The following is a 13914-nucleotide window of genomic DNA, read 5'->3' as shown; positions in this document are numbered from 1 at the left end:
GGGCCATAAAACCACCTATGAGCGAAATTTAGTAACGTATTACATGATACGTAATATGGAATAATATTACGATATAAATTTTCATAATTTTTATAAAATATAAGTCGCGATAAGATTGCTTATCGCGGGTTATGGGGGTGGTTTGCATGGTATTCTGCGTATTTCCCAGTACACCAGCCCGATTTCAGCGATTCCATGCCCGATTTGCCCCTTTCCAAACGCCGTGTCGCCGCGCCCAAAAGCGCCGCCTTGGCTCCTGTGCCATTACACGGCGCCCTGATCGATGCCGAACTGGCCGCGCGCCACCAGGCGTTTCTCGCCGCCGCCACGTCGGACAACACGCGCCGCACCTACCGTTCCGCCATCCGCCACTTCCAGGCGTGGGGCGGGGCGCTGCCCGCCGACGAATCCACCGTCATCCGCTATCTGTTGGCGTATGCGGACAGCCTGAACGCGCGCACCCTGGCCCTGCGCCTGACAGCCCTGTCGCAATGGCATGTGTATCAGGGCTTTGCCGACCCTGCGTCTACGCCCACCGTGCGCAAGACCCTGGCCGGCATCGCCCGCCTGCACGGCAAGCCGAAGAAGAAGGCCAAGGCCCTGCCGCTGGAAGACCTGGAGCTGATCGTCGCCAGGCTGGCCGCGCTGGGCAGCGTCAAGGCCTTGCGCGACAGCGCCTTGCTGCAACTGGGATTTTTTGGCGGTTTTCGCCGCAGCGAACTGGTGGGATTGACTGTGGAAGACGTGAGCTGGGAGCCGCAGGGCATGGTGATCACCCTGCCACGCTCGAAAACGGACCAGCTGGGGGAGGGCATCGTCAAGGCGATCCCGTTCGGCGACGGCGTCTGTTGTCCGGCCACGGCCTTGCGCGCTTGGCTGGCCGCGGCGCACATCCGCACGGGGCCGCTATTGCGCACCGTCAATCAGTGGGGTCATGTGAGCGTGAAAGCGCTGCACGCGAGCAGCATCAACACGATACTGGAAGGCTGCGCCAGGCTGGCGGCGCTCGATTACGTGCCGGAACTGTCGAGCCACAGCCTGCGCCGCGGCATGGCCACCAGCGCACATCGGGCAGGCGCCGATTTCCAGGCCATCAAGCGCCAGGGCGGCTGGCGCCACGACGGCACCGTGCATGGCTATATAGAAGAGGCGGGGCGCTTCGAGGAAAATGCGGCGGGGAGTTTGTTGAAGGCGAAGAGGAAGCCGGCGGGCTGAGGGCGCCCGGCAACCTCCGGTATTACGTAGATACTACTTCGCTACGCTCCATTTCCAACTCGGTAGCGGAGCTTAATTGCGCCGCAATGAGAGCGCTCAGATCAACGTCCGCACCGCCGTCGGATACGTCCGCGCAGGTATCGATAATTAGCTGAAAACAGTTGTCGCGTATCTCCCGCGTGTCTAAATCCAGCGGCGGAGGCGCCAATAGCGCGATTTCCAGTCCAAGCGCGAAGGCGCGATACGCCGGATATTCCTCGTATTTCCCTTCCTGGTCAGGCGAGAATCTGAGACCAAGTGCCTGGGCCAGAACGACAACAGTTGCTTCGAATGACAGCGTTGGTCGAATGTTCAGACAAGCCGTAAAATAGCTTCCACTTTGAAAATGGCGCATGCAACCTCTGGTGTAAATTTAAAATGCATGACCTCTTGCCACGTCAGGTTCGGACGTCCGCTCCTGGCCGGCTGAAGCCGCCTCAAATGCCATACTTGTTCTGAACGGCGGCCTTAAGCTCAGCCTGCGGCAAGCCTCCTTGCTGCCAAAACGCAAAAAAATACTCCAATGTTCCGGCAGAAGCGTCCATATCCATAGGATGCAACACGCAGATGGCAGTTCTTATTTTCAAAACGTCTGGCTCGTCCGATTGATCGCGCCCTTCGATTGCTCGCCAGAGGCGCACTCGCTCCGCAATGACTTCCTCAGCCGTCGCCGCGCCGGTGATGAATCGATTCGCCACAGCTGCGGCTGACTTGGCAGCCTCAGGCAATTGTGAAGTCACGCTTCCTATCGCCTCAATCATGAATTGCTGAGCTAAAAATTGTTCTGCTGGGTCATCCAAGTCCACCGCAGATGCGATAGCATCAAAAAGTTTATTATTCAACATTTGCATTCAGTTTCAGTGATTGCTCGATGCCCACATCGGGGCCGCTTCAGGCCGGTTGCGGTCGGTGGCGACCATCCGAAATTATTGCTCGTCACGCAATTGCGCCCGAGCTTCTGACAGCGCTTGACCATATTCCATATTAAATGGAGCTACTGATTTCTTCTCAAAAATGCAGCACAAATTCCAGAGCGCCCTTTGTTCTGCTTGGTCTATTATGTCCAATTGGCCTGAATCAGAGTAGCGCCTCAAAAACTCAAATAAAACAAGGGCCTCATCAGCAGTAAGTGTTATGTGAATTTCAGAATTTGTATGCTCGGTCATATGATGTAAATTCGCGCTTTATCTTCGTCTGTAAATGGCCGATTGCCGCTGTTGGTGGGTGACGCATATGCCTTGTTTTTTCTGCTTTTGGCGGAACTCAGCCTAAGTCTTCAGGACAGCATTTCAACGCAGTTCGTCAGTCTCTCCGAATATGTTTGCCATGTATGGCATTGTTAATTTTTTGAAAAGCAAAAAACAGGAAAGTGGTTTTACGAGACGCTCGAAGATAGCGGCTTGACGAAATGAATGCGCTCCCTGGCAGGATCACCAAAGTGCTCCAACAGCCGTACCTGGTATCCATTGCGGATCAGCAAACGCAGCATGGCGGGATAGCGGTTCATCGATTTCACCGTGACGGCCGCAAAGCCATGTGCGTTGCCCAGGCTTCCTGGGCTTCCAGCAGCCGCTGCGCCAGTCCCGTCTTGCGGTGCGCGGGCAGCACGCCGCCGAGCCAGCTATACAAGGAACCATCCTCGGCGGCATATCCCAGCTTGCCGCCGACGGGCTGGCCGTCCGCTTCCGCGATGAGCACCAGCGCACTGGCGGGCAGCCGCTCCTGCAACTGCGCCAGGCTGCGCCGCTGGTCGAATTCGGGTATTGCCTGCAGCACGTGCCAGGCTTCCGCGATGCTGCCGGGCCGTATCATGCGGCCGCTTGTTCCCGGGGGCGGATGATCATGCAGGTGGCTGTCGCGTGCGCATATACTTTACCGGCTTCGTCGCGGATCGTGCCCTCGGAAATGACCAGGTTGCGTCCCGCATTGATGACCTTGCCTTCAGCGTAGACCGTCACGTTGAAGGGCAGGGGACGGCACATCTTGATGTTGAGGTCCGTCGTGCCGTAGCTTTCGCCGGCCGGCAAGACCGTGTGCGTGGCGCAGCCCGTGACCGTGTCGAGCACGGTAGCGGCAAAACCGCCGTGCACGCCGCCCATGGGATTGGTGTGCGTTTCATTTGCCGTCGCCGTGAAGATGACACGGCCATGCTCGACCGTCTGCGCATCCATGGGCATGGTCTTGGAAATGCCGGGCCGGGGGAACAGGCCTTGCGCGAAAGCCTGCATCAGTTGCAAGCCGGTCATGTCGTTCGGGTGCATGGTAACTCCTGTGGTGGTGATGTGGGATGGGTCAGACATCCTGCGCAAAACGCAGGCGCGAGGCGTGCAGCAGGAAGCGGGCCACGACGGCCAGTTCTTCTTCGCTGAAACCTTGCTTCAGTTGTTCATTCAGGCTGTCGAGCAGGGGCAGGGCGGCGGCCAGCACCTCGCCGCCCCTGGGCGACATGTGCAGGGTGCCGGCGCGCGCGTCGAGCGCCGACTGGCCGCGCACGATGAGGCCGTTTTCTTCCATGCGCGCCACCAGGCCCGTGACGGCCGAGTTTTTCAGTTGCAGCGCCCGCCCCAGATCCTTCAATTGGCAGCCTTCCTCGCCCTTCAGGGCAAACAAGGCGACGACTTGCGTGCCGGAAAATCCAAGTTCGCTGCTGAAGACGGCATCGGCCGAGCGAAACAGGTTCTGGCGCGCCAGGTTAAGCAGATTGAACAGGCGCGGCGAACGCTCGCCCAGCGGGCAGGCGGCGGTTGTATCGGGGAGGTCAGTATTGGTACGCATGCGGAGTATACTACTACGTATGCGTAATAAAGCAAGCAATCGATTCTCAAGTACCAGCGGGAGGCAAATATCGACTGGCGGTCTACGGGGAATTCGCCAGGATGAAGACTGCCTTTGCCCCTGACTGACGGGTCGCGATAATATTAGCACCCTGTATTACGGGGTGACTAAACGTGTCTACAACGTTCGAATCCGGAAAAATCGAAATGACCAGCATGTTGTCTGTGATCCGCCAGTACAGAATCGGACCCGAGACGGGACCGCCTTTGCGGCCAAAAGTCGCGCGTACTATTGCGTCCTTGTCGAACGAGAAAATTTGCTGCAGATCCGGGTCGATCAATGTCAACGTCTTGCCAACCAAAGCAAGTTGCGTCCAGTCGGTCAGATTTTGCGGTTCGGGCTTCACACAGCCGAACAACGGTAATGCAATCAGCGATATGACTAATTTTCTGCGCATGGCACTTTCTCAAGTTGTGATTTTAAAAATCCTGGATAGGCAAACCAGCGTTACCTATAGTGGAAAATTACCAAACCGATAATGTCACATGCTGACCTGAGAGGCAATTCACAACGCATTCTGAACTTTGGTTTCTAATCGCGATGATGGCGCCCCACATACCGGGCTCGCGGCCGTATCAGGGCTGCGCTGGCGGCTTGCTCAGCGGCATGCGCGATCCAGCCGGCCGAACGGGCCAGCGCAAACACGCTCATGCCCGCGCCTTCTGGCCAGCCGAAAGCCAGCTCCATCGCGGCCAGCGCCAGGTCGGCGTTCGGCTTGGTATCGAGCAGCTCGCCTGCCGTGGCGCACACGGCCAGGATGGCGCGCAGTTGCGGATGCGCGTGCGACAGCGCCGACAAGCGCTCCAGCAAATACGCGGCGCGCGGGTCGCCGTGCGGATACAGCGGGTGGCCAAAGCCGGCGAATTCCGGCGCGATGGCCGCGTAGTATTTGCCGATGGCGGCCCTGGCATCCCTGGCGTCTGGCGCGGCAAGCGCCTGCGTCAACATGCGCCTTGCGGCCGCACTGCCACCGCCGTGCTTGTCACCGGACAAGGCCGCCAATCCCGCGCCCAATGCCGCCGGCAGGCTGGCGCCCGTCGAAGCGACGCAGCGCACGGCAAAGGTCGATGCATTCAATTCATGATCGGCCAGCAGCACGAGCGCGGCGCGCAGCAATTCAGCCTGCTCCGCGTCGGCGTTCCACGCCTGGGCTAGCTGCATGTGCAGCGGCAAGGCCGACGGCACCGTCTGCAGCAGGGCGGCGGCCAGGATGCGCATCAGTGCGGGGCCATATTGCAACATGGCCGCTGGGGCGGGCTTGGCCCCCAGCATGGCCATGGCAAGCATGGCGCGCGCCGGCGGCGTGGCATCCGGCGCGCTGGCCAACCCTTGCGGCAGGGCAGGCGCGTCTTGCCGGAAATAATCGCTTGCGCCATCGTCCCACAGCAGCCCTGCGGCCGCTTCCAGGGTCGCGTGCCGGGCCAGCGCTGTCGCATCGCAGCCCCGGTACAGCAATCGGCCATCGAGGATGTGGGAAATCTGCGTCTCCAGCACGGGCAAGCCCCAGTGCATGGCAGCCACGGCAGTCTGGCCGCCGCGCTTGGCGTCATTCTTGCGCGCCGCGAGGCGCAGCACGTCTTCCTGCGGATAGCGCTTGCGGCGCGACGTTCCATTGCTGACGGAAGCGAGCAAGCCCCGGCTCACATAGGAATACAGGGTGGGCAGGCTGACGCCCAGCAGGCGCGCCGCGTCAAGAGCGGACAGATCGTTGTTCATGGCGGCCATTGTAGCGTTTGTCACTTTATATTGATTGATGGAATCAAGATTGACGGCCCGGGTGGCGCGTCACTAGACTCATGCCTTTCCCGGAGTATCCATGAGCACATTTATCATACGCACCCTGCGTCCGGACGACGCCGCCCCGTTACTGGCATTCGAGCAAGCCAACCGGGCCTGGTTCGAGCGCCATATCGACCGGCGCCCGGACGCTTTTTACAGCGTTGACGGCATCCATGCCCACGTCGCGCAATTCCTGGATGAGCACGCACAGGGCCGCATGCACCCGTGCGTCATCGTCGGCGAGCAGGGGCAATTGATCGGCCGCGCCAACCTCAAGGACATTGACCTGCAGCAAGGCGTGGCCGAAGTCGGCTACCGCATCGGGGAGCAGCAAGGGGGCAAGGGCCTGGCCACGGCCGCGCTGCACCACCTGATCGCCCTGGCGCAAGACGAATGGCGGCTGGCCAGCCTGTCTGCCTACGCCATCGACGGCAATGCGGCATCGATCCGCGTGCTGGAACGCTGCGGTTTCGTGCAGGGAATGGCCGTGCCCGATATTGCCATCGTGGAAGGCAACGTTGTCGATGGCCATGCCTATGCACTGGATTTGCGGGCGGCTGGGGTAGACTCTGTCCTGCTATAAAACCAAAGTTGCCAAATATGAATCGCAAAACCCCAAAACGCATCGTCGTCATCGGCGCCGGCATCGTCGGCGCCTCGCTCGCGTATCACCTGGCCAGCAAGGGCGCACAAGTCACCGTGGTCGAGGCGGGCGGCATCGCGTCCGGCGTGACGGGCACCTCGTTTGCCTGGATTAACACGTCCTGCGCCGGACCGGACCCCATCGCGGCCCTGCGCGGTGGCGCCATCGCCGCCTGGCGCCAGCTGGAAACGCAGGTGCCCGGCTTGACCGTGCGCTGGCATGGCGCCTTGTCGTATGGCACGCAGGATGGGCGCGTGTCGCCCGAATCCATGTTGGTAGATCGCGCGCGCATCACCCAGCTTGAGCCACATCTCAGGCAGCCGCCGGAACAGGCCGTCCATGAGCCGGAGCAGGGCGCCCTCGATGCCGTTGCCGCCACGCATGCTTTGCTGGCAGCGGCCCAGGCACTTGGCGCGACAGTCCGCACGCACACGCCCGTGCTGGGCTTTGTGGTCCGGGACGCGAAGGTGACAGGCGTGAAAACGGCTGCGGGCGTCATCGATGCGGACGAGCTCGTGCTGGCGGCAGGCACGGGCACAGCCCAACTGGCCGCGCAGCTGGGCGCCAGCCTGCCCATCCACGCCTCGCCCGCCATCTTCCTGCGCTACCAGGCGCCGCCGGGCCTTGTGCGCGGCATCATCTCCAGCCATGCAATGGAAGTGCGGCAAGCCGAGGACGGGACCATGCTGGCGGCTGAAGACTATGTGGACGAGGCGGCGGAAAACCAGCCCGCCGCCATGGCGCAGCGCACGGCCAGCGCGATCAGGAGTGAACTTGCGGGCGCCGATTCCATCGCCCAAGAATTCGCCTGCGTCGGCCTGCGCCCCATGCCCTTTGACGGCGTGCCCATCATCGGTTACCTGTCGCAGGTGGAAGGAGCATACGTGTGCGCCATGCATCCTGGCGTGGTGCTGGCGGCCATCGTGGGCCAGCTTGCCAGCGAGGAAATCGTCGATGGACAGCCCGCGTCGGCCCTGGAAGCTTGCAGGCCCGCGCGCTTTCTGGCGTGCTGATTCCTACGGCACCGGCGCCACAAACACGGGCAGGATGAACGGCGGCGGCTCTTGCTCATCGCCTTCCTCCGACGGGGCCTGCATGAAATCCTCGTTGCGCCAATCCCCGTTCACCACCCGGTCGGCGATCAGAGACAAATCCTGCGTTTCGCGCAGCTCGCAGCGAAACGGCAGCCTCCCATGCGAGCGCGACACCAGGCTGAAGCGCAACTGGCGGCATTGCGCATCGTGCCAGCAATAGAACAGCATCTCCTCGCCAACGAGCGCGCTGCTGCGTGCCGCGATCAATTCTCCGATGAATGCAACGATATCGGCCGCATGAATCTGCGGCGTTTCCTCGTCCGTGGGCGAAAAGCTCCACATATTGCTCATGGCTTCGTGATTGATATTATCGGGATCAATCTCCACGGCATCGTCTTTTGCCATGCTGAACCAGTTGTTGACGACGTTTGAGTGCATCATGTAAAGCTTTCAGTACTTATCAATATTTGTTTATTTATGCTTCACCGGCTGGATGATGCCGACGCATCCATTCATCCGCGACATCGCCCATGGAATTGAAATCCATGCTGTTCCCTTTATTTCATCTTTTGGCTATATTCTCATGCCATCGAAATGCCCGCGCCAGCTTTTCCTTCATTTAATGGCCAGGACGAGCGCAGTACCCCTTACCCCCTCGGCCCATCCGCCAGCAACTCCGCCAGCCTGGTCGTCAGCCACAGACTCGTCTCGCTGAGTTTTTTGCCATGAATCGACAGTCGCCGTACCGGCAGGCGCGACAAAGCCAGGGCAGGGCAGGGCACTTCCTGCAAATACCCTTTGTAATTGTCGTAGTTGGCGATGTTCAGAGGCAGAATCGCCCAGCCCAGCTCGTCCGCGACCATTTCCGCGATGCTGTAGAAACTGTCGGAGAACCAGACGGCGGGGCTGAAGGCGTGTTCGCGGTTCAGCTCGGAATCCATGATCAGCTGGCGGTAGCGGGTCAGCTCGTTGCGGCTCACTTCCTGGCCGTGGGCCATCGCATGGCCTTTGGCCACGAATACGCCTTGCGCCACGCTGCCGATGTGCTGCTGTTCCAGCACGGGAGAGATGGGGCCGCGGTCGAAGTGAAAAGCCACGTCGGCTTGCTGCTGCTCCACGTATTGCGCCACCTCGGACGCCGTGGCGTTGAGCATCACCAGTTCCAGCGCCGGGTAGCGCGCTGCCAGTTCCTTGACCAGGGTGCCGATGGCCAGGTAGGGCAGGGCTTCGTCCAGGGCCAGGGTCAGCTGGGCTTCGGGCGCCTCGCTCAAGAGCTGCGCCCGCAGTTGCAATCGCTCGGCCTGGCGCAGCAATTCGCACGCTTCCAGGTGCATCACCTTGCCCGCTTCCGTCAGCACGGCGCTGCGGCGCGAACGGTCGAACAGTTCCACGCCGAATTCCGCTTCCAGCAAGCCGATCGAGGTGCTGACCACCGATTGCGCGCGGCCCAGCCGGCGCGCAGCGCCCGAGAAAGAGCCGGCCGCGACGGCCGCCTCGAAGTAGCGCATTTGTTCCAAAGTCCATTGCATGGTATCCACCTATCTGTTTTACAGATGGATTTTAACTTGAATGCCATTCAGGGGCGACATAAAATGCATTTACATTTTCAACAACACGAGATCCGCCATGAAAAACGCTCAAGCCCATATCCCCGCCATCAGCTTCAGCTGGTGTCACGACGCCACCGCCGAAGATGCGCTGTGCAAGCTCTACCTTGATAACGTCAGCGCCGACTATATCTCCCATTCGGAGCTGCAAGGCGAGCGCGCCGATGCGCCCGGCAACTGGCGCGCGGACTTGCCTGAGGTGATCCGTGGCGAAATCCGCGCCGCCCTGTCGCATGACTGGGCGCATGGCGATTCGACCCTGCTGGCTGTCGCCACTTCCGGCTACGATATCGTCGGCATGGCACTCGTCTCGATAGACACGCGCCAGCGCGCCTCGAAATCGTTCGCCGCGCTGGACGACCTGGTCTTGCTGCCCTCCGTGCGCGGCAGCGGCATCGGCAGCCAGCTGGTGGAGTGGGTAGCCGACGAGCTGCGCAGCCACGGCATCGCCCGTCTGTTCCTCGAATGCGGCGCGCACAACCTGACGGCGCAACAATTCTTCCAGGGCCGCGGCTTCAAACAAGTCTCCGTCGTCATGCTGCGCGAACTCGACGTGCCAGCGGTAACCGCCGCCGTGGATGACAAGGATGGCGATCGTGGCTGACGCCCGCCGCCCTCGACAAGCCCAGGCCCGTGGCAGCCTGGAACGTAAATATTTGCGCAGCACCAAATTCATCCAAACCGATAGTTGTTAAAAGTTACATCAAACTCCATGAGTTATTTATGCATCCAATGAAAAAATGGCTGACGCTGGCCATCGTCTCCAGCGCCCTGTTCCTGATCGTGGTCGACATGACCGTGCTCTACACCGCCTTGCCCGCGCTGACGCGCGACTTGCAGGCATCCTCTTCGCAAAAACTGTGGATCATCAACGTGTACGCGCTGGTCGTCTCCGGTCTGCTGCCCGGCCTCGGCACCCTCGGTGACCGCTTGAGCCACAAACCCGTTTTTCTTGCCGGCCTGGCCATGTTCGGCATCGCCTCGCTGTGCGCCGCATTTTCGCCCGCGCCGGAATGGCTGATCTTTGCCCGTGTGCTGCTTGCCATCGGTGCCGCCTTGATGATGCCGGCCACCTTGTCCATCATCCGCCTGACCTTTACGGACAACCGCGAGCGCTCGTTCGCCATCGGCGTGTGGGCGGCCATCGCTTCCGGCGGCGCCGCGTTCGGGCCCGTGCTCGGCGGTTTCTTGATGGAACATTACTGGTGGGGTTCCGTCTTCCTGATCAACGTGCCCATCGTCTTGCTGACGTTGGTATTGGCCGCCGTCGTCCTGCCGAAACGCGCTGGTAACCGCGACAAGCCGTGGGATCTGAAGGGCTCGCTGCAAATCATGATGGGCCTGCTTGGTGGCGTATATGCGATCAAGGAGCTGGGCAAGTCGCAGCCCTCGTATGCGCTGGCCGCCGCCTCGTTTGCCGTGGGCGCCGTCTTCATGCTGAAGTTCGTGCGCCGCCAGAAGCGCCAGGCCAAGCCGCTGATCGACTTTGCCCTGTTCCGCGAACTGCCGTTTTCCAGCGCCGTGGCCGCCGCCATGGTGGCCTCCGCCGCCCTGATCGGCATGGAACTGGCACTGAGCCAGCACATGCAGCTGGTGCGTGAATTGTCGCCGCTGGAAGCGGGCTTGCTGCTGTTGCCGCTGCCGCTGGCGTCCGTGTTTGCCGGGCCATTGACGGGTTTCATGCTGCCGCGCGCCGACAAGGCCAAGGTACTGTGGGGTTCGCTGCTGCTGTCCGGTATCGGCATGGCATCGTATCTGGTGCTGCATGACGCCGCCGTTTCGGCCCAAGTGGCCAGCCTGGTGATCCTGGGCCTGGGCCTGGGCGCCGTCATGACGGCCGCGTCCAGCGCCGTGATGCTGAACGTGGCGCCTCAGCAAGCCGGCATGGCAGCCTCGATCGAGGAAGTGTCGTATGAGCTGGGCGCCGTCATCGGCGTCACGGTACTGGGCACCATATTGTCGGCCGTCTACAGCGCCACCCTGGTGATCCCGGAAAGCGCGGGCCTGTTACCGAATGCCCATGACACCCTCGATGCGGCGCTGCTGGCCGCCGAGCAGCTGCCGGCCGAACTGGGCCTGCAAGTGTCGGAACTGGCCCGCTCGGCCTTCGACAAGGCGTTTATTGTCGTGCTGGCAACGGCTTCCGCCATCCTGATGCTGGCAGCCGCCACCATCCGCCACCTGCATCTGCGGGCGCGCCGCGCGATCTGCGCGATTTGATGGTTCAGCGCACCAGCAGCGGCGCCACCTTGTCGCGCAAGACCGTCCATTGGGCGTCGTGCACGGCCTGGTTGGGGTCGTGTCCGGCGCGTTTCACCACGGTAAAATCCTTGGCCGGCGCCGTGATGCTGTCAAAGTAGGTGCGCGCGATGGCGGGCGAGGTCAGCAGATCCGCTTCGCCCATGATGAAAAACACGGGCAAGTCAAAGCGCGTGCCCAGCGCGGGCAGGTCGACCTTGGCGAACATGCCGTCGCCTTGCATGCCGATGAACTGGATGTACGAATAATCATCGGCTGCCTCGGCCGCTGCCAGGGCTTGCGGCGTGGCGTAGAACGGTGCCGGCTGCCACCAGTGTTTCGGCGGCGCATCCGTTGCCAATCCCTCATATTTGCGGTCGAAGCGGCGCAGGATGCCGAAGTTGCGCGGATCGGTCCATGGCGGCGCACCGAGTGCCGCCAGCTTGTCTACCGTGGTGGTGTCGCCGGCCGCTTGCGCCAGCGCAAGCACTTCCCGGTACATGCCGGTTTCGTTGGCCCGCGCATTGACCACCTGCGCCGTGCCGATATACGCGTGGAACAGGTCCGGCTGTGCCTTGGCCATGTGCACGCCCAGGATCGATCCCCAGGAACTGCCCATCAAAATGACTTTCCGCTGGCCCAGATGCTGTTCGATATAGCGGGCCACGGCGATGCCGTCGTCGCGCATCTGTTCCACCGTCAAGGGCACATCTTCCGTTGGCCGCTGTTTCGCATACGTCATGCCGGCGCCGCGCTGGTCCCACTGCACCAGGGTGTAGTGGCGTTCCCAGCCGGCGTAGATGGCATCCGCGTAGGGACTCAGCGCATTGCCGGGACCACCATGGATGAAGAGGATCACGGGATTGCCGCAGGCGGCGCCCGTGACCGTGATCCATTGCTCGATGCCATTGATGGGCACATAGCCCTGTTCGCGGACGGGCTGCGCGGGCGAGGCGCAGATGGACGGCGAGGCGGGCGGCGCCGCTTGCGCCACGCCGTAACAAGATAACAGCAGCAATGCCAGGCCTGTGATGCGCATATCGTCCTCTTATATAGTTGGGGGGAACTGCAGCGTGCAATCCTGCGCCTGCTTGCCGGCGATAAAGCGGGTACTGGCCTGTGCAAAGCAGGCGGGCGCCGTCCACAACAGGAAATGCGGGGCGTTCTGCACGGTGGACAGGGCCACCTTGCCGGCCTTGCTCTGCGTCAAAGCCTGTACCTGCGCCTGCGCGCCCGCGTACGGCGTTTTCGGGTCCAGGGTTCCCTGCAGAACCAGAGTTGGCGGCACTTTCGCCGGCAAGGCGCCGAAAAAGGCATCGCGCGGGTAGGTGGGCAAGCCGCCGCCCAGCAGGATGCGGGGCAGGGGACTGGTAAACAGCAGGTCCGCCTCGTCGCGGTCGATGTCGGTGGCGGCCCAGCCGGGGCGCAACGAAGGCTGCAGATTGTTTTCCGAATTGCTGATGATACTGACCAGCGGAATCGACAGCGGCGACTGGGGATAGCTGCCCAGGCTGGCCGCCGCCTGCGTCAACGTGGCGCGCACGGACGCCAGTTCCCCATCCTTGCCCTGGTCCAGCTCGCGCAACAGATACGGGATGCGGGCGCGGGCGGCCGGCACGTCGAGCATGCCGCCCAGGAAATTTTTCAGGTTCTTGCCAGGAATCTTCACCAGCAGGGCGGGATCCGCTTGCGTCTTGTCCAGCACGCGCCGGTACAGGGTTGCGGCCGGTTCGGCAATCGCCGCATGGCAAGCCGGGTCCGCGTCGCAGCGGGCCAACACCTGCATGCCGACCGTGTTGACCACGTGCGAACGCTGGCTCAAGTCCCAGCGCGCATCCGTTTGCAGCGGCACCAGCGAGTCGAATATGACGCCCTTGACGGGCAGCGGCCCCAGTTGCAAGGCGCGCAAGACCAGCTGCGTGCCGTACGACACACTGTATACATACACGGGCGGCTGTTTGCCCTTGGCCTTGCGTTCGCCTTCGATCAGGGCTTGCAAGTCGCGTGCCGCCATCGTGATGGAAAACTGGCCCGCGTATTCCGGTACAAGGCTGAGGCCGGCAAAGCAGCTGCCCCATTCGGCGCCAGCCAGGGCGCGGCCGCCGGGACTTTGTTCCGACTCTTCCACCTTGCACAGGCGAGAAGAATTGCCCGTGCCGCGGTGGTCGGGGATGAGGAATTCAAAGCCGGGAAAGCTGCGGCGCAAGGTGGGCAGCAAGTTGTAGAACGAAGCGCCCGATTCGCCGGGACCGCCCGCCACCAGCCACAGGGTGCCCTTGGCGGGCTTGCCGACAGGCACATCGGCCGAAAACTTGCGCACGAAAACGTGCATGGCGTCCGGATCACCGATGCCGCGGCCCTGGGTATCGTAGCTGCCAGGCACGTTCAAGCCCGAGCACAGGCTGCCGGGAGCGGCCGTATCGGAACAGGGCGTGAAAAACATCGGTTCGGCATGCAGGGAAGCGCTGGCAAGCGTTGCTACCAGCAGGGTCAAGCGGGGCAGGAAGGTCATCGGCTACTTTGG

Annotated in this window: 18 protein-coding genes; 5 read left to right on the top strand and 13 right to left on the bottom strand. The window is 61.9% G+C overall.

Translation table 11 applies throughout. The features are described from left to right. Positions 1-258 precede the first annotated feature (258 nt). Positions 259-1215, top strand: coding sequence for a tyrosine-type recombinase/integrase (locus tag IGS58_RS13020; RefSeq protein WP_230521626.1), 957 nt, complete (start codon positions 259-261; stop codon positions 1213-1215). A 22-nt stretch (positions 1216-1237) separates the two neighbouring features. Here IGS58_RS13020 and IGS58_RS13015 read toward each other — a convergent pair whose 3' ends face one another. The 9 genes from IGS58_RS13015 to IGS58_RS12980 form a co-directional block, all read right to left on the bottom strand. Further along, positions 1238-1609, bottom strand: coding sequence for a hypothetical protein (locus IGS58_RS13015; RefSeq protein WP_230521625.1), 372 nt, complete (start codon positions 1607-1609; stop codon positions 1238-1240). A gap of 82 nt (positions 1610-1691) precedes the next feature. After that, positions 1692-2105 carry a hypothetical protein gene (locus IGS58_RS13010; protein ID WP_230521624.1) on the bottom strand — a complete coding sequence of 138 codons (414 nt, stop codon included), beginning with the start codon at positions 2103-2105 and terminating at the stop codon, positions 1692-1694. Between the two features lie 75 nt (positions 2106-2180). Beyond that, on the bottom strand, positions 2181-2420 hold the full coding sequence (locus IGS58_RS13005) for a hypothetical protein (protein WP_230521623.1): 240 nt from the start codon (positions 2418-2420) through the stop codon (positions 2181-2183). Positions 2421-2629: 209 nt separating this feature from the next. Beyond that, positions 2630-2761, bottom strand: coding sequence for a hypothetical protein (locus IGS58_RS29060; RefSeq protein WP_268989829.1), 132 nt, complete (start codon positions 2759-2761; stop codon positions 2630-2632). Positions 2762-2766: 5 nt separating this feature from the next. Next, the gene (locus IGS58_RS13000; RefSeq protein WP_230521622.1) at positions 2767-3066 is read right to left on the bottom strand and encodes a GNAT family N-acetyltransferase; all 300 of its coding nucleotides are present in this window, start codon (positions 3064-3066) and stop codon (positions 2767-2769) included. Then, entirely contained in the window at positions 3063-3515 is a 453-nt protein-coding gene (locus tag IGS58_RS12995) for a PaaI family thioesterase (protein ID WP_034787481.1), read from the bottom strand. The genes IGS58_RS13000 and IGS58_RS12995 overlap by 4 nt, the downstream gene beginning before the upstream one ends. A gap of 31 nt (positions 3516-3546) precedes the next feature. Further along, complete coding sequence (locus IGS58_RS12990; RefSeq protein ID WP_052140589.1) at positions 3547-4029, bottom strand: MarR family winged helix-turn-helix transcriptional regulator; 483 nt, start codon at positions 4027-4029, stop codon at positions 3547-3549. 82 nt (positions 4030-4111) lie between these two features. Further along, complete coding sequence (locus tag IGS58_RS12985) at positions 4112-4486, bottom strand: hypothetical protein (protein WP_070254436.1); 375 nt, start codon at positions 4484-4486, stop codon at positions 4112-4114. A 134-nt stretch (positions 4487-4620) separates the two neighbouring features. Continuing rightward, on the bottom strand, positions 4621-5805 hold the full coding sequence (locus IGS58_RS12980; protein WP_230521621.1) for a citrate synthase: 1185 nt from the start codon (positions 5803-5805) through the stop codon (positions 4621-4623). Between the two features lie 100 nt (positions 5806-5905). On the opposite strand from IGS58_RS12980, the gene IGS58_RS12975 reads away from it, so the two are divergent. Continuing rightward, positions 5906-6451: a GNAT family N-acetyltransferase gene (locus IGS58_RS12975; protein ID WP_230521620.1), complete on the top strand. Its 546-nt coding sequence runs from the start codon at positions 5906-5908 to the stop codon at positions 6449-6451. A 17-nt stretch (positions 6452-6468) separates the two neighbouring features. Further along, on the top strand, positions 6469-7524 hold the full coding sequence (locus tag IGS58_RS12970; RefSeq protein WP_230521619.1) for an NAD(P)/FAD-dependent oxidoreductase: 1056 nt from the start codon (positions 6469-6471) through the stop codon (positions 7522-7524). A 3-nt stretch (positions 7525-7527) separates the two neighbouring features. Here the strand turns inward: IGS58_RS12970 and IGS58_RS12965 are convergent, their stop codons facing one another. Both IGS58_RS12965 and IGS58_RS12960 read right to left on the bottom strand, forming a co-directional pair. Beyond that, on the bottom strand, positions 7528-7986 hold the full coding sequence (locus IGS58_RS12965; RefSeq protein WP_230521618.1) for a hypothetical protein: 459 nt from the start codon (positions 7984-7986) through the stop codon (positions 7528-7530). 206 nt (positions 7987-8192) lie between these two features. Next, positions 8193-9074 (bottom strand): LysR family transcriptional regulator, encoded by an 882-nt coding sequence (locus tag IGS58_RS12960; RefSeq protein WP_176375614.1) that lies wholly within the window; start codon positions 9072-9074, stop codon positions 8193-8195. A gap of 97 nt (positions 9075-9171) precedes the next feature. On the opposite strand from IGS58_RS12960, the gene IGS58_RS12955 reads away from it, so the two are divergent. Beyond that, positions 9172-9756, top strand: coding sequence for a GNAT family N-acetyltransferase (locus IGS58_RS12955; protein ID WP_230521617.1), 585 nt, complete (start codon positions 9172-9174; stop codon positions 9754-9756). A 128-nt stretch (positions 9757-9884) separates the two neighbouring features. Then, a complete protein-coding gene (locus IGS58_RS12950) occupies positions 9885-11372 on the top strand; it encodes an MFS transporter (RefSeq protein ID WP_329958007.1) in 1488 nt (495 codons plus the stop codon). Between the two features lie 4 nt (positions 11373-11376). On the opposite strand, the gene IGS58_RS12945 is transcribed toward IGS58_RS12950, so the two are convergent. Together IGS58_RS12945 and IGS58_RS12940 are read right to left on the bottom strand one after the other, a co-directional pair. Beyond that, positions 11377-12429, bottom strand: coding sequence for an alpha/beta fold hydrolase (locus tag IGS58_RS12945; RefSeq protein WP_230521615.1), 1053 nt, complete (start codon positions 12427-12429; stop codon positions 11377-11379). Positions 12430-12438: 9 nt separating this feature from the next. Next, positions 12439-13902 carry an alpha/beta fold hydrolase gene (locus IGS58_RS12940; RefSeq protein WP_230521614.1) on the bottom strand — a complete coding sequence of 488 codons (1464 nt, stop codon included), beginning with the start codon at positions 13900-13902 and terminating at the stop codon, positions 12439-12441. Positions 13903-13914 lie beyond the last annotated feature (12 nt).

Origin of the sequence: Janthinobacterium sp. EB271-G4-7A, assembly GCF_020858075.1 — a bacterium.
GTDB lineage: Bacteria > Pseudomonadota > Gammaproteobacteria > Burkholderiales > Burkholderiaceae_D > Janthinobacterium > Janthinobacterium lividum.
Note: the sequence above shows the minus strand (reverse complement) of the source record. Positions and strands in the feature narration are given on the sequence as shown.

Excerpts from the sequence above, each read along its gene's own strand:
- IGS58_RS13000 (WP_230521622.1), bottom strand. The coding sequence starts at position 3,066 with ATGATACGGCCCGGCAGCATCGCGGAAGCCTGGCACGTGCTGCAGGCA.
- IGS58_RS12950 (WP_329958007.1), top strand. The coding sequence starts at position 9,885 with ATGAAAAAATGGCTGACGCTGGCCATCGTCTCCAGCGCCCTGTTCCTG.
- IGS58_RS29060 (WP_268989829.1), bottom strand. The coding sequence starts at position 2,761 with ATGAACCGCTATCCCGCCATGCTGCGTTTGCTGATCCGCAATGGATAC.
- IGS58_RS12960 (WP_176375614.1), bottom strand. The coding sequence starts at position 9,074 with ATGCAATGGACTTTGGAACAAATGCGCTACTTCGAGGCGGCCGTCGCG.
- IGS58_RS12990 (WP_052140589.1), bottom strand. The coding sequence starts at position 4,029 with ATGCGTACCAATACTGACCTCCCCGATACAACCGCCGCCTGCCCGCTG.
- IGS58_RS12955 (WP_230521617.1), top strand. The coding sequence starts at position 9,172 with ATGAAAAACGCTCAAGCCCATATCCCCGCCATCAGCTTCAGCTGGTGT.
- IGS58_RS12975 (WP_230521620.1), top strand. The coding sequence starts at position 5,906 with ATGAGCACATTTATCATACGCACCCTGCGTCCGGACGACGCCGCCCCG.
- IGS58_RS12940 (WP_230521614.1), bottom strand. The coding sequence starts at position 13,902 with ATGACCTTCCTGCCCCGCTTGACCCTGCTGGTAGCAACGCTTGCCAGC.
- IGS58_RS13015 (WP_230521625.1), bottom strand. The coding sequence starts at position 1,609 with ATGCGCCATTTTCAAAGTGGAAGCTATTTTACGGCTTGTCTGAACATT.
- IGS58_RS13005 (WP_230521623.1), bottom strand. The coding sequence starts at position 2,420 with ATGACCGAGCATACAAATTCTGAAATTCACATAACACTTACTGCTGAT.
- IGS58_RS12965 (WP_230521618.1), bottom strand. The coding sequence starts at position 7,986 with ATGATGCACTCAAACGTCGTCAACAACTGGTTCAGCATGGCAAAAGAC.
- IGS58_RS12970 (WP_230521619.1), top strand. The coding sequence starts at position 6,469 with ATGAATCGCAAAACCCCAAAACGCATCGTCGTCATCGGCGCCGGCATC.
- IGS58_RS12985 (WP_070254436.1), bottom strand. The coding sequence starts at position 4,486 with ATGCGCAGAAAATTAGTCATATCGCTGATTGCATTACCGTTGTTCGGC.
- IGS58_RS12945 (WP_230521615.1), bottom strand. The coding sequence starts at position 12,429 with ATGCGCATCACAGGCCTGGCATTGCTGCTGTTATCTTGTTACGGCGTG.
- IGS58_RS13010 (WP_230521624.1), bottom strand. The coding sequence starts at position 2,105 with ATGCAAATGTTGAATAATAAACTTTTTGATGCTATCGCATCTGCGGTG.
- IGS58_RS12980 (WP_230521621.1), bottom strand. The coding sequence starts at position 5,805 with ATGAACAACGATCTGTCCGCTCTTGACGCGGCGCGCCTGCTGGGCGTC.
- IGS58_RS12995 (WP_034787481.1), bottom strand. The coding sequence starts at position 3,515 with ATGCACCCGAACGACATGACCGGCTTGCAACTGATGCAGGCTTTCGCG.